This window comes from Paenibacillus sp. FSL K6-1217 (genome assembly GCF_045040735.1).
Lineage (GTDB): Bacteria > Bacillota > Bacilli > Paenibacillales > Paenibacillaceae > Paenibacillus_AQ.
The window spans coordinates 2,524,940-2,539,081 of the sequence record NZ_CP150271.1 but is presented as its reverse complement, the minus strand read 5'-3'; the positions used below and the strand labels follow the sequence as shown (position 1 = coordinate 2,539,081).

Genomic DNA, 14,142 nt, shown 5'->3' with positions numbered 1-14,142 from the left:
AAAGGGGAACTTATGATCATGGAGAACCTGAATCTAAGCACACTTACGGTTACCTTTCTTCCGATGATGGAGTACGGGGCGGCCTGGGAGCTGCAAAAGGAAGCGGTGCATGCGATTGACGCCGGTACCGCTTCCGAGCAACTGATTCTGCTGCAGCATCCGCCTACGTACACTATCGGTTCGCAGAATCATCCCGAGCATCTGCTCCTCAGCGGGGAACAGCTCAAGCAGCAGGGGATTGCGCTGTTTGAGATTGACCGCGGGGGAGATATTACATATCATGGGCCCGGCCAGCTGGTCGGGTATCCTCTTTTGAAGCTGGGCGAGCACGGCAAGGTTGATCTGCACGGCTATCTGCGCAGGCTGGAGTCGGTGATTATCGCTTACCTGGAGTCCTATGGAATTACCGGAACCCGCAAGCAGGGGTATACCGGGGTATGGGTCGGTGATGAGAAAATCTGTGCGATCGGCGTGAAGTTCAACAAGTGTAAATTCCGCCGTGGTTTTGTTACCAGCCACGGCTTCGCTTTCAATGTGTCGGCCGGGATCGGGCAAGGCGGCTTCTCGGGTATTATCCCCTGCGGCATCGCGGAATACGGAGTAACCTCGCTGGCGGAATGTACGGGGCGTGATTTTGACATGGAGACGGTTGCATCTGAACTGGTGCCTTATTTCCTGGAGCAGTTCCCGTATAGCCAAACAGCGCCCGGGGAACCCGGACGCTGTTACTCAAGTGCCAAACGTGATTAACCGGCCAGGAACGGCTCGATGACGAACAGCACCGTAGAGGCGATCATAGCGAATAGCATGATGTAGATGATAATGCGGAACCATTTTTGTCGTTGCATGAGTGACTCCTTTGAGATTAGTTTAAGTTAAGGGCATAAGCCCACAATTGACGCAGTACAACCATTGTAACGTATCTGAGAAAGAGAGGGAAGTCCAAGTGATATCACAAGACCGATTGATCAATGAATTCATGGAGCTTGTCCGCATAGACAGCGAGACCCGGAACGAACGGCAGATTGCCGATGTGCTCAAGGAGAAGTTCAGCAGCCTTGGGCTGAGCGCGGTGGAAGATGATTCCCTGGAGAGAACAGGACACGGGGCAGGCAATCTGTTCGTAACCTGGCCTGCGGACAGCGGGGTGAGCGCGCCGAAGCTGCTGTTCACCTGCCATATGGATACCGTGGTTCCCGGCCAGAAGATCCAGCCTGTCCTGGGGGAGGACGGCTGGATTAGAAGCGATGGCAGCACTATTCTTGGAGCGGATGACAAGGCGGGGCTGGCGGCCCTGTTCGAAGCGATCCGGGTCATACAGGAGCAGAAGCTGCCGCACGGCCAGATTCAGTTCGTCATTACGGCAGGCGAAGAATCCGGGCTGATGGGCGCACGCACGATGGACCCGGCGCATCTGGATGCCGATTATGGCTTCGCACTTGACTCCAACGGCGAGGTAGGAGCGATTGCTACCGCTGCACCGGGCGTGGCCCGGATTGCGATGCAGATCATTGGCAAATCCGCCCACGCCGGGGTGAACCCGGAGGATGGCATCAGCGCGATTCAAGTGGCCAGCAAGGCGGTCTCCGCCATGAAGCTCGGCCGGATCGACAATGAGACCACCGCGAATATCGGCAAGTTCTCCGGCGGTGGTCCGACGAATGTGGTCTGCGACCATGTACAGCTCGATGCGGAGGCGCGCAGCATTGTACAGGAGAAGGTTGACCGGCAGGTGGAATCGATGCGGGAGGCGCTGGAGACCACGGCACGCGAGTACGGTGCACAGAGCGAGTTCCGCAGTGAGCTGATCTACCCGGCATTCAGCTTTGGCGGGAATGACCCGGTCGTCAAGCTGGCGGAACGGGCGGTCACTTCGCTGGACCTGACCCCGCGGCTGTTCGCTTCCGGCGGCGGCAGTGATGCCAATATCTTCAACGGACACAAGGTGCCTACAGTCAATCTGGCGGTGGGATACGAGCATATTCATACCACAGAGGAGCGGATCAAGGCCTCCGATATCGTCAAGGTGGCGCGTCTGGTAATCGCCATTGTGGCCGAGAGTCAGCAGGGCTGATCTGTTCCCTGATGGGGTCAGGCACCCGGCCATCCGTGGTAGCCTGAACGCAAGAAGGAGCTGCTTCCGGGTTGACCGGGAGACAGCTCCTTTTTCACAAGATAAGTGGAAACGGTGTATGCTGATCTTCAAGAAGAACGCTAGGGCATTAACCTGCCTTGGAAGCTTTGATCCGCGTATCTGCCTGGAGCAGCAGGATGTAAGCGAGGGGCATATCACGCCCGTATTGCTTCATCCACCCGGCCATGACGGCCATAATCTGTTCCGGTTTCCCTACCATTGTAACTGCGGATGAGCTTGCTCGGACAAGACGATCATTCATGCCTGCATTCCTTCTTTCCTCTTAAGTTTGCTATAATACACCCTATGCATAACGATGCCAAAGGAGACCACAAATCTATGAAAAAAGATGAAATCAACCGCAACCCCGCATTGGATGAAGAAACCTTGTCAACGAAGCCGATTTTCTCAGGCCACATTATTTCGGTCCAGGTGGATACCGTGAGACTGCCGGACGGCAACACCGCAACCCGCGAGGTCGTGAAGCATCCTGGAGCTGTAGCCGTGCTGGCCTTGAACCAGGGTAAAATGCTTGTCGTGGAGCAGTACCGTCAGCCGATGCACCGTACCGAGGTGGAGATTCCGGCAGGCAAGCTGGACCCGGGCGAAGATCCGCTGGCTGCGGCGGGCAGGGAGCTTCAGGAGGAGACCGGATTTCACAGCGGGGGGCTGAAGCTGCTGAAGTCGTTCTACACCTCTCCGGGCTTCGCTGACGAGATCATTCACCTCTACGTGACTGAGGATGCCCAGCCGGGCGAGATGGCGCTGGATGAGGATGAATTCCTGGAGGTCTCCGAGCTTACGCTGGAGGAAGCATATCAATATATCGCTGATGGACGTATTGCCGATGCCAAGACCATGATGGCTGTCTACGCCTGGCATCTCTATACGCTGACAGGCCAATGGCACTAGAGGCGGAACTTGGCAGCGTCTATTGCGATCTGCATGTGCATATCGGTCGGACTTCGGAGGGCCAGGCGGTCAAAATCAGCGGCAGCCGCGATCTGACCTTCGCCGGAATTGCCAGGGAGGCGGCGGAGCGCAAGGGGATCGGGCTGATCGGCATCATCGACAGCCACTCTCCGGGGGTGCTGCGGGATATTCATACGGCCCTTGATTCCGGCGAGATGACGATAGCGGAAGGCGGCGGAATTGCCTACAGGGGGACGACGATCCTCCTGGGGACCGAGATTGAGATTCGTGAGCCCGGACGTCGCGAGTGCCATGTCCTGGCCTTCATGCCGGACCTTGGGACGATGGAGGATTTCAGCAAGTGGATGAGCGCCCATATGCGCAATGTGAATCTCAGCTCGCAGCGCCTGTACACCCCTTCGAGGGTGCTTCAGGACGAGATTACAGGGCGGGGCGGACTGCTGATTCCGGCGCATATTTTCACTCCCCATAAAGGGCTGTATGGCTGCGCGGCCGAGCGGATGGCGGAGTTATTCGATCTGGACCGCATCGCAGCCGTGGAGCTTGGGCTCAGTGCGGATTCAGAGATGGCAGGGTATATCTCGGAGCTTGACCGCTATAACTTCCTGACCAATTCTGATGCCCATTCCCTTGGCAAAATCGGCCGCGAGTACAATGTCATCGAGATGCGGGAGCCCTCCTTCCAGGAGCTGAAGCTGGCCTTGATGCGTTCGGAAGGACGCCGGGTCAGCGCTAACTTCGGGCTGAATCCCCGGCTGGGCAAATATCACCGCACCTACTGCGGCGGCTGCGGCAGCATCATCGATGAAGCCTACAGCACCTCGGAGCGCTGCCCGTATTGCGGCAGTCCGAAGCTGGTGCAGGGCGTGCTGGACCGCATCCTGCATATTGCCGACCGGTCGCTGCCGCAGGTTCCGGATTACCGGCCCCCGTATCACTATCAGGTGCCGCTGGAGTTCATTCCCGGCCTAGGCAAGCGCAAGCTGAACCTGCTGCTGGAGGCTTTTGGCACAGAGATGAACATTCTGCACCGGGCTGACGAAGCCGAGCTTGCCGCTGTAGCGGGCGCGGAGCTGGCCGGGCTGATCGTCCTTGCCCGTACAGGGCAGCTTGCTCTCTCGTCAGGGGGCGGAGGTACCTACGGCAAGGTAATGAAGGATCAGTAAGCAAGGCGAAGCTGCATGCCGTCCGTCCGGGAGGGAGAAGCTTTCTCCCAAGGACAAGTCATAGAGACGGACATTCCCTCATATGGTGTAACATGTGACCGGAGAGGAGAATGTCAGGGTGCGCAGTTTAAGGCTGATGCTGAAGGAACAGACGCCACTTTATATTTTTGTTGCGGTATTATTTCTGGTCGGGGTTGTATTCGGAGCGCTTATCGTCACTGCGCTTACGCTGGATCAGCAGCAGGAGCTGGGCGATTACTTAAGCAATTTCTTCGTAACTGTTGATCAGCAGGGCTTGCCTGCTGCACAGGATTCCTACTGGAGTATCGCCGCCTTTCATCTGAAATGGGTCGGCCTGATCTGGGTGCTCGGCATGTCCGTCATCGGCCTCCCGGGAATTCTGATTCTGGATTTCCTCAAAGGCGTGCTGATCGGCTTCACTGTCGGCACTCTGGTCAGCCAATATTCCTGGCACGGCATGCTGTTCGCCCTGGTCTCTGTCGCTCCGCATAATTTGGTGCTGATTCCGGTGCTGCTGGTATGCAGCGCGGCTGCCCTCGGGTTCTCCCTGCTGATGATCCGCAGCCGGGTGCTGGGCCAGCAGCGCCGCACGCAGGTGACCCATCCGTTCATGATGTATACGCTGCTCTCGCTGGGCATGGCGGTGCTGGTAATGGGCATCTCCGGCTTCGAGGCCTGGGTCACGCCGGCGATGATGCGCTGGGTGACGCCGCTTCTGGTGTCGGCCGGGTGAGAGCGGAGCAGGGCCGGGCTCGGAGAGGAAGAATTCTCTAATATGGAGGATCTGTGAACGTGCAGGCCAGCCTGATCCAGATGCTAAAACCGTTTGACTTCTCAAAGGAAATCCCCCTATAATGGAAGAAGTGGCTTGAAGCCCGGTGTGGTAATTTTCCAAGGGGGAGGCAGACAATGGAAGCCCGAATAGACAAGATTAAGCAACAACTACAATCCCAAGGATACAAGCTTACACCTCAACGGGAAGCGACCTTAAGAGTTCTCCTGGAGAACGAGGAGGATCATTTAAGTGCTGAAGATGTATTCATGCTTGTGAAAGAAAAGGCGCCCGAGATCGGTCTTGCCACCGTATATCGTACCCTGGAACTGCTTAGCGAGCTTCATGTTGTGGAGAAGATCAACTTCGGAGACGGTGTGGCCCGCTATGATCTGCGGACGGACACGGCGAAGCATCATCATCATCATTTGATCTGTGTGCAATGCGGCACGATGGATGAGATCCGTGAGGATTGGCTGGGACCGCTGGAAGAGCGGCTGGAGCAGGAATACAACTTCACAGTGGTTGATCATAGACTTGATTTTCACGGAATTTGCCACCGCTGCAAGGACAAGAATCCGGCAGAGGACAATACTCCCGAATAAGCGTATAGCGAATATAGAAAGTGAACTTAAGAATGCTTCATTGCGAGATTCTTAAGTTCATCTTCAGATGACGGATTACCGCACAAGCTCTCTCCGGCTGAATGGCTGGAGGGGGCTTTTTCATGGTGCAGGCCTTCCACGCTGGAAGCGGGTCTGGAGCACCTGATTCCAGCCAAAGCCGGCTAAATGAGCAAATGGGGTGCAGAAGTGCACCTGATTCCAGCCAAAGTCGGCTGAATGAGTAAATGGGGTGCAGAAGTGCACCTATTTCGGCTGAGCTGCTTTGGCCGGACTGGGTTGGATGCCCAAAGAGCAAAAAATTACTTAACATACATAACACGGCCCTCCGGCGCATAAAGTGAAGGACGAGTTCTGCTCACGTTCCTTTTGCCCGCATCCCTTCTGCTCGCCGCCCGACTGTGCGCATACCCAAGTGCAGCAGAAGGGGAGCGTGTGCAGGATGCTGATGCAGACGCTGATATCATTTTGAGGAGGCTGCCTGAATGATTATTTCTCTGCCCCGCACCGTGCGCCGGCTGTATTTCATGACGATGCTTGTGGCGATAAGCTGTGTGCTGTATTATGTTTTGAGCTGGGTCAGCGCCTGGATCAGTCCGGCCCGCAATGTGGAAATCCCGGAAGGCACCGCCGTCCGGGTGTTTCAGGATGTCCAGTACGATGAACAGGGGCTGAGTGCGGGGGACCGCCTGCGCCTTTTTTACTGGTATGGGGAGTAACGGGCCTGATTGCAGGATTAAGGGAGAAGTATGTCGAATCAATCTATAGCATGTCATGGAACAACGCTGTTCCGGCTGCTGGACCCGAACCCGCTGCGAAGCCGCATGAAGCAGCCTGAGTCTGACAGGAGCGTGAATTGATGAAGTCATACTTACAGCCGTTTATGCAGTATTTGTCCGGGGACAAAGGATTGTCTCCTAGTACGCTGGAATCCTATGGACGGGATATTTCGCAGTTTCTGGAGTTTACGGAAGAGCGCGGCCTGGACGAGGCTGAAGAGATTAGAAGAACGCATATTATGCTGTATCTGGGTGCCCTGCGCGGAGCAGGGAAGGCAGCGGCCACGGTGAACCGGAATACGGTATCGCTGCGCGCCTATTTTCATTTTTTGCTGAAGGAACGGGTGATTGCCCAAGATCCTACGCTGGATATGGAGGCCATCAAGCCGAGCAAGAAGCCGCCGATGATTCTCAGCATTGAGGAGATCGAGCGTCTGCTGGCTGCTCCTGATGAAGCCGCTCCCCAGGGGATGCGCGATAAGGCCATGCTGGAGCTGCTCTATGCTACGGGTATCCGTGTGACGGAGCTGATCTCGCTGAATGTGGAGGATGTGAATACCTCCTTGCGGTTCGCGCGCTGCAGCGGTGCCTCCGGCAAGGAGCGGGTGGTGCCGATTGGCGTCATCGCTGCGGACTGCGTAGCCCGTTATACCTCGGGGATGCGGGACAAGCTGCTGCGCGTCAATCAGGACGAGCCTGCGCTGTTCCTGAACAGTCTGGGCGGACGGCTGACCCGTCAGGGCTTTTGGAAAATCATCAAAAAATACGCGCGTGAAGCTCAGATCGAACAGGACATCACACCGCACACCCTGCGCCACTCCTTCGCTGCGCATCTGCTGGAAGGCGGGGCGGACCTGCGCTCCGTGCAGCAGATGCTGGGTCATTCCGATATATCGACCACTCAGATTTACAGCGGAATTGCCCGCAAGAATATGAAGGAGGTCTACGAGAATCATCATCCCCGGGCGAAATAGCCGGCTGTGCAGGGATGAGAGGACCGTAGCAATCACGGGCGGGCGGATTGGATTGGGCCGAAAAGATGCTTTTTGTGAGTAAGAAAGTTATGATGGAATCATACTGAAGAAATCACTCCAGGGAGAGGGTCTCCCGGAGTTTCTTCCTGCTTAGAGCAGACCATAAGATTACGCAAACTATCAAAGGAGTGAAGACGGCAATGTCCTCATTTAAACGCATCGGATTTATTGTTCTGGATAGTGTAGGTATCGGTGAAGCGCCGGATGCCGCTAATTTCGGAGATACAGGCTCCCATACGCTGGGCCATATTCTGGAACGGGTTCCGGGTCTTAAGCTTCCTAATCTGCAGCAGCTCGGGCTGGCGAATATTGCCCCGCTGCCGCCGCTTGAACCGGTAACAGCCCCTACAGGCTACTACGGCAAAATGCAGGAGGTATCCGTAGGCAAAGACACGATGACCGGCCACTGGGAGCTGATGGGCCTGAAGATCGAGGTTCCCTTCAATACCTATTTCGACGGCTTCCCTGCGGAGCTGATCGAGAAATTCGAAGCGGCTACCGGACGCAAGGTCATCGGCAACAAGCCGGCTTCCGGCACCGAGATTCTCGTCGAATACGGCGAGGAGCAGATGAAGACGGGCGCATGGATTGTGTATACCTCGGCAGACAGCGTGTTCCAGCTGGCAGCGCATGAAGATATTATTCCGCTGGAGGAGCTGTACAGCGCCTGCCGGATCGCCCGTGAGCTGACCATGGCTCCCGAGTTCTCCGTAGGCCGCGTGATCGCCCGCCCTTATGTCGGCGAGCCGGGGAATTTCGTGCGTACACCGAACCGCCATGACTATGCGGTGAAGCCGCCGGAGCCGACAGTGATGAATGCGCTGGAGGATATCGGCAAGGATGTGATCGCTGTGGGCAAGATCAATGATATTTTTACCGGCGAAGGAGTTACGGCTACGTACCCTACGAAGAGCAATGAACACGGCATCCAGATTACGATTGACGAGCTGCGCAAGCCGTTCGAAGGCTTCCTGTTCACCAATCTGGTGGACTTCGATTCTCTGTACGGGCACCGCCGTGACCCGGAAGGCTACGGCCGCGCGCTGGAGGTATTCGATCAGGCGCTGCCTGAGCTGCTGTCCACGCTCGGGGAGGATGATCTGCTGATCATCTCCGCAGACCATGGCAATGACCCGGTCCATGCCGGAACGGATCACACGCGCGAGTATGTGCCGCTCCTGGTCTACAGCCCGCGATTCAAGACTCCGGGCAGCCTCGGCATCCGCCATACCTTCTCGGATGTGGCGGCGACGATTGCCGACAACTTCGGGGCGAAGGCGCCGAAGTACGGGACAAGCTTCCTTTCAGAGCTTGTCTAAATATCAAATCAAGATGAACTTAAGGAAATAGCAAAAAGCTTGATCCGACGAAGGGGATATTTGGAACTGTAGGAGCGGTAGCGACCGCCTTTGTCTGCGGATTTCAACTGCGAACAGCGGGATAAATCAAGAAATCTGCAGACAACAGCGGCCGGAAGTCCAAATAGCACCGCAGTCGGCTTAGCTTCATAAAAGTTGCTTTAAGTTCATCCCACCCACCCCAAGGAGGAAACCAAATCATGACCAATGTAACTCTTAACCATATTCAAGAAGCCGCCGTATATATCAAAGATAAATGCACTGTCGCCCCCGAAATCGGGCTGATCCTTGGCTCGGGCCTCGGCATTCTGGCGGATCTGATTACAGATGAAGTCGTGATTCCTTATCATGAGATCCCTCATTTCCCGGTGTCCACGGTAGAAGGACATGAAGGCGAACTGCTGATCGGCATGATCGAAGGCCGCCGCGTGGTGATGATGAAGGGCCGCTTCCACATGTACGAAGGCTACGGCCCGGAGGTTACAGCTTTCCCGGTCCGGGTGATGAAGGAGCTGGGCGTAACCAGCCTCTTGGTAACCAACGCTGCCGGTGGCGTCAATACGGAATACACACCGGGCGATCTCATGCTGATTACGGACCATCTGAACCTGACAGGACGCAATCCGCTGACCGGACCGAACGACAATGCGCTGGGCGTACGGTTCCCGGATATGTCTTCGGCGTACAGCCCGCGTCTGATTGCAGCCGCCAAGGAAGCTGCCGCACGTATGGGTTTTGAGTTCAAAGAAGGCGTATATGCCGGTCTGCTCGGACCGAACTATGAGACACCGGCTGAGATCGTGATGCTGCGCCGCCAGGGAGCGGATGCCGTAGGCATGTCCACCGTATCCGAGACCATTGTGGCCCGTCATGCCGGGATCGAAGTGCTGGGCATTTCCTGCATCACCAACATGGCAGCGGGAATTCTGGAACAGCCCTTGAACCATGCAGAAGTGATGGAGACAGCCGAGCGTGTGCGCGAGCAGTTCCTCAAGCTGGTGCTGGCTTTTATACCGAAAATGTAGTTTCCGCTTCACGCAATAGCGCATCCTATAATACACAATTCATATCCGGGAGGATTAACCTATGACAACACCAACAACCGTCCCATACGGCACTCAGGTTCAGGAAGCTGCTGCTTATATTCAATCGAAATTCGGAGCGTATACGCCGGTCATCGGCCTTATTCTGGGTTCAGGTCTTGGAGACCTGGGCGATCAGATCGAAGATGCAGTCTATCTGCCTTATGAAGAAATTCCGCATTTCCCCCATTCAACGGTAGAAGGCCATGCCGGGCGGTTCGTGATCGGTAAGCTGGAAGGCAAGGATGTTATGATCATGCAGGGCCGTTTTCACTACTATGAAGGGTATGAAATGCGCAAGGTAGTACTTCCGGTCTATGTAATGGCCAAGCTTGGCATCGGCACCCTTGTCATTACCAACGCTGGCGGCGGGATGAACCGGGCGTTCAAGGCGGGCGACCTGATGCTGATTACCGACCACCTCAATATGACAGGCGACAACCCGCTGATCGGACCGAATGATCCGGAGCTGGGCGTTCGTTTCCCGGATATGTCCCGTGCCTATGACCCTGAATATATTGCACTTGCCAAAAAGCTTGCAGGCGATGTTACAGGCGTGAATGGTGAAGCGCTTGTCCTGCAGGAAGGCGTATATGCGGGCATCAGCGGCCCGACTTATGAGACCCCGGCTGAGCTCAAAATGCTGGCTTATCTCGGCGGCGATGCCGTAGGTATGTCCACCGTGCCGGAGGTTATCGTAGCCAGCCACAGCAAGCTGCGCGTGCTCGGGATTACCTGTATCACCGATATGGCGATTGGGGATGAGCTGGAGCCGCTCACCCATGAGCAGGTGGTAAAAGTGGCGAACCTGACCAAGCCCAAATTCATCGGACTGGTGCGTTCCTTCGTCCGTGAGGTACAGATCTAATGCGTGCTGTTGATCTTATTCAGAAGAAAAGAGACGGCGGTGAGCTTAGCCGCGAAGAAATAGCATTTCTGATTCAAGGATACAGCAAAGGGGAAATCCCGGATTATCAAATTTCCGCCTGGGCAATGGCCGTGTATTTCCGCGGAATGAACGCCCGGGAGACCGGCGACCTGACCCTGGAGATGGCAATGTCCGGCGACCAGGTGGACCTTAGCCCGATTGCGGGCATCAAGGTGGACAAGCATTCTACCGGAGGCGTGGGCGACAAGACGACAGTTGTGCTGGCACCGCTGGTTGCAGCGGCCGGAGTTCCGGTAGCCAAAATGTCCGGGCGCGGCCTGGGCCACACCGGAGGCACACTGGATAAGCTAGAGTCGATTACGGGATTCTCGGTGGAGATGGACCGGGAACGGTTCTTCGCCCAGGTGGGCGAGATTGGCGCGGCGGTGATCGGCCAGTCCGGCAACATTACGCCGGCGGATAAGAAGCTGTATGCCCTGCGTGATGTGACAGCCACGGTGGAATCGATCCCGCTGATTGCCAGCTCCGTCATGAGCAAGAAGATCGCCGCAGGCGCGGACGCTATCGTGCTGGATGTGAAGACCGGCAGCGGCGCGTTCATGAAGACGCTGGAGGATTCCATTGCGCTCGCCCAGGCGATGGTAGACATCGGCACTCACCTTGGCCGCAACACGGTTGCGGTCATCAGCGATATGGACCAGCCGCTGGGCTTCGGCATCGGCAATGCCCTGGAGATCAAGGAGGGCATTGAGACCTTGAACGGCCACGGCCCGAAGGATCTGCAGGAGGTCTGCCTGATCCTGGGCAGCCAGATGCTCGTACTTGGCGGCAAGGCGAAGGATGAAGAAGAAGCACGCTCCATGCTGCTGTCCCATATCAAGGACGGCAGTGCGCTGGATAAGTTCAAGCAGATGGTGTCGGCCCAGGGCGGCGATGCCTCACAGATCGATTCGCCTGACACCCTCCCCGCTGCCCGCAGATTCATTGAAGTGAAGGCGGCAACGGCAGGCTATGTGGAGAGCATCCAGGCTGAAGAGATCGGTGTGGCCGCGATGCTGCTCGGTGCCGGACGCGAGACGAAGGAGTCCGTGATCGATCTGGCGGTCGGCATTCAGCTCTCGCTGAAGGTCGGCGACGCCGTGGCCGCAGGCGATACTCTGGCAGTGCTGCATGTGAACGATGCCAGCGAGAGCAAGGTGCAGGAGGCCGAAGCCAAAGTGCTGGAGGCTTACCGCATCTCCGCCCAGCCGGTTCCGCCGCAGCCGCTGGTTTTTGCGCTGGTGACCAAGGATGGGGTAACGCGTTACTAGCCGGACCGGAGTACACTTTGGAATCTACGTTTATACAAACAAGCCGTACGAATCAGCAGATTGCTGGCGTACGGCTTGTTTTATTTGTGTAACAATCCGGCTAATCTTGCTGCCTCTTCTGGCATCCCCGTTTACCCCACCGGCAGATAGTCCTCCATAGCAGACATCATCGTGTAAGCCCCGTTGCTCTTGTTAAAGAGAGCGGTAATCGTTAGGCCACGTTCGGGATAGTATGCGGAAAGGTGATATTATTGCTATTCTACACAGTAACGGAAGCTGTGAGGAAAGCAAAAGAAAAGTGCTGAACGCTTACAATATCTCCAATCCATACCTGAAGTGAATCCAATTGTTTATGAAGTAGTAAAATAAGAAATGACCTTAAATGGATTAATCTCTGTTTGAGGGCTTTTGTGTGTCTTCCTTAGACCCATAGACCTTTGGTCCAGCGGAATTCAGTAGCCAACAGAATGACAGTAACTGAATTGTAGTTGTCAAACTCATTGATTTCTAAAACCAAATATTAGATACAACATACTATCATCCGTGGTAAAATATTACTGGATAATAGGATTCGACAGTAAACTATGAAAGAGGTGTCGATCATGAGCAGCCTAATTTCTATTGCTAAAAATCTTAATCATTCATTAACCAATTATACAAATATCCATGATGAGATATTCAAAAAGTCAATCAGGAAAACTATGCCCATTCCATTCTTGTTTAAAGCAATCAATTTTCAAGAGTTAGGTTTTAAACTTCAAGATATTCATAATGATCTGTCAAGATTTAAAACACAAGTTAATGACATTAGAGAGTCAGGTAGCGAAGACAAAAACAAATGTACTATCTTCATAGAGTATGTTAGTAAACTGATGTATGCCGTACAGCTTCTACAGGGCATCACAAGAAATTTATTGTTGAAAAGTGAAGGTGATAACAGTTATAAGCTTAATGATCATACAGAGCTTGTGGAGAGGTATCAGAAGGCAGTAGAAGAGTATTATTCGCTTGGGGATAAGATGAATAGCTTGTTTACTTAAATGATTACATATAAAAGTTAGGAGAGATAAGGATGGATACAGTTAGAATACTTGAAACTAATGAAACAAGGTGGGCAAATGCCCCTGCTCCTAATAATGTCTATGGTTACAACGAACCTGACAACGAGCAGTTTATGATTATTCACGTTCCAGAAGACGGATCTGAGGCGGCAGCTATTATGTGGTCAGATAACGATCCGTTTTGGCAGGTATTTAAATACTTTAACAAGGTTAGAAGTGAGATTGATAACATATATAAAGATGAAAATCACGATGGGGAAATTGTATACAGTTCACCTGAAATTGAAATACCTAATATTGATTACTTAGACAGAGAAGAATGTATTAGGGATGTCAGGTCAATTATTTATAATACTCGTAAAGCTTTAGACGAGCTTGAGAGTTTTGTAAATATGGTTGCTCCCAAGAAATGAATAATCTCTTTATACTCTCATTCTCTGTTGCAATAGGTTCTATAGCAATGTTAATCCTCAATATAATATTATTCGGTAGTAGTATAGCCACTACAATACTTGGTGCATCAACTATGCTGAACTGTGCTGTATTAGCAACTTACTATAGGGAAGAGTCAGCAGAAGCGTTGAAAAGGATATTTAGAAAGCATCAATAAAGGAATTAGATATGTCAACGCATGATGATATTGAGATTTAATCAGAGGATATAACTGTAACATTTAACGTTAAGCATGAAATCTTTATGGGAGCGGACTTACAACTTAAAGTAGCTAAGGCTATTATTGAATGCATGGACTTCAAACTTGCTCATGAAGGGGATTATACTTTTTCTCAGAAAGCACACATACAGATACAGATTATCAACTCATTAGGCAAATCTATAAAAAACGAAGGTATTTATCCTGATGAGACGCCTAACATTCAATTTGTACAGAGTTTCCTTAACTGGTTCATTAATGATGCGAAATTACATGAAAATAAGGTGTACACTGAGTTATTGAAGGATGATGAAGACAATTATTAAAA

At 53.5% G+C, this 14,142-nt stretch carries 17 protein-coding genes; 15 read left to right on the top strand and 2 right to left on the bottom strand.

Annotation, left to right across the window (positions count from 1 at the left end):
- Positions 1–12 precede the first annotated feature (12 nt).
- Complete coding sequence (gene lipB / locus MHH28_RS11465; protein ID WP_405114945.1) at positions 13–750, top strand: lipoyl(octanoyl) transferase LipB; 738 nt, start codon at positions 13–15, stop codon at positions 748–750.
- Here the strand turns inward: lipB and prli42 are convergent.
- Positions 747–848 carry a stressosome-associated protein Prli42 gene (gene prli42, locus MHH28_RS11460; protein WP_143803916.1) on the bottom strand — a complete coding sequence of 34 codons (102 nt, stop codon included), beginning with the start codon at positions 846–848 and terminating at the stop codon, positions 747–749. The two genes, lipB and prli42, sit on opposite strands and share 4 nt — an antisense overlap.
- A gap of 98 nt (positions 849–946) precedes the next feature.
- Between prli42 and MHH28_RS11455 the strand changes: the two genes are divergently transcribed.
- A complete protein-coding gene (locus MHH28_RS11455; RefSeq protein WP_405114943.1) occupies positions 947–2,074 on the top strand; it encodes a M20/M25/M40 family metallo-hydrolase in 1,128 nt (375 codons plus the stop codon).
- 148 nt (positions 2,075–2,222) lie between these two features.
- Here MHH28_RS11455 and MHH28_RS11450 read toward each other — a convergent pair whose 3' ends face one another.
- A complete protein-coding gene (locus MHH28_RS11450) occupies positions 2,223–2,396 on the bottom strand; it encodes a hypothetical protein (RefSeq protein WP_405114941.1) in 174 nt (57 codons plus the stop codon).
- A 77-nt stretch (positions 2,397–2,473) separates the two neighbouring features.
- Between MHH28_RS11450 and MHH28_RS11445 the strand changes: the two genes are divergently transcribed.
- From MHH28_RS11445 to MHH28_RS11385, 13 genes are all read left to right on the top strand, one after another.
- The gene (locus tag MHH28_RS11445; RefSeq protein WP_405114939.1) at positions 2,474–3,046 is read left to right on the top strand and encodes an NUDIX domain-containing protein; all 573 of its coding nucleotides are present in this window, start codon (positions 2,474–2,476) and stop codon (positions 3,044–3,046) included.
- Positions 3,037–4,233, top strand: a complete 1,197-nt coding sequence (locus MHH28_RS11440; protein WP_405114937.1) for an endonuclease Q family protein — start codon at positions 3,037–3,039, stop codon at positions 4,231–4,233. The genes MHH28_RS11445 and MHH28_RS11440 overlap by 10 nt, the downstream gene beginning before the upstream one ends.
- Positions 4,234–4,351: 118 nt before the next feature.
- Positions 4,352–4,987 (top strand): stage II sporulation protein M, encoded by a 636-nt coding sequence (spoIIM, locus tag MHH28_RS11435; protein WP_405114935.1) that lies wholly within the window; start codon positions 4,352–4,354, stop codon positions 4,985–4,987.
- Between the two features lie 176 nt (positions 4,988–5,163).
- A complete protein-coding gene (locus tag MHH28_RS11430; protein WP_405114933.1) occupies positions 5,164–5,631 on the top strand; it encodes a Fur family transcriptional regulator in 468 nt (155 codons plus the stop codon).
- A gap of 503 nt (positions 5,632–6,134) precedes the next feature.
- Complete coding sequence (locus MHH28_RS11425) at positions 6,135–6,368, top strand: DUF4227 family protein (protein ID WP_405114931.1); 234 nt, start codon at positions 6,135–6,137, stop codon at positions 6,366–6,368.
- Between the two features lie 140 nt (positions 6,369–6,508).
- Positions 6,509–7,402: a site-specific tyrosine recombinase XerD gene (gene xerD, locus MHH28_RS11420; RefSeq protein WP_405114930.1), complete on the top strand. Its 894-nt coding sequence runs from the start codon at positions 6,509–6,511 to the stop codon at positions 7,400–7,402.
- Between the two features lie 200 nt (positions 7,403–7,602).
- Positions 7,603–8,781: a phosphopentomutase gene (gene deoB / locus MHH28_RS11415; protein ID WP_405114928.1), complete on the top strand. Its 1,179-nt coding sequence runs from the start codon at positions 7,603–7,605 to the stop codon at positions 8,779–8,781.
- Between the two features lie 239 nt (positions 8,782–9,020).
- On the top strand, positions 9,021–9,845 hold the full coding sequence (locus tag MHH28_RS11410) for a purine-nucleoside phosphorylase (RefSeq protein ID WP_405114926.1): 825 nt from the start codon (positions 9,021–9,023) through the stop codon (positions 9,843–9,845).
- 61 nt (positions 9,846–9,906) lie between these two features.
- On the top strand, positions 9,907–10,770 hold the full coding sequence (locus MHH28_RS11405; RefSeq protein ID WP_405114924.1) for a purine-nucleoside phosphorylase: 864 nt from the start codon (positions 9,907–9,909) through the stop codon (positions 10,768–10,770).
- Positions 10,770–12,101 (top strand): pyrimidine-nucleoside phosphorylase, encoded by a 1,332-nt coding sequence (locus tag MHH28_RS11400; protein ID WP_339249472.1) that lies wholly within the window; start codon positions 10,770–10,772, stop codon positions 12,099–12,101. The genes MHH28_RS11405 and MHH28_RS11400 overlap by 1 nt, the downstream gene beginning before the upstream one ends.
- 602 nt (positions 12,102–12,703) lie before the next feature.
- Positions 12,704–13,141, top strand: coding sequence for a hypothetical protein (locus MHH28_RS11395; protein WP_405114920.1), 438 nt, complete (start codon positions 12,704–12,706; stop codon positions 13,139–13,141).
- 32 nt (positions 13,142–13,173) lie between these two features.
- Positions 13,174–13,575 carry a hypothetical protein gene (locus tag MHH28_RS11390; protein WP_405114919.1) on the top strand — a complete coding sequence of 134 codons (402 nt, stop codon included), beginning with the start codon at positions 13,174–13,176 and terminating at the stop codon, positions 13,573–13,575.
- A gap of 283 nt (positions 13,576–13,858) precedes the next feature.
- Complete coding sequence (locus tag MHH28_RS11385; RefSeq protein ID WP_405114917.1) at positions 13,859–14,140, top strand: hypothetical protein; 282 nt, start codon at positions 13,859–13,861, stop codon at positions 14,138–14,140.
- The last annotated feature ends 2 nt before the right edge of the window (positions 14,141–14,142 follow it).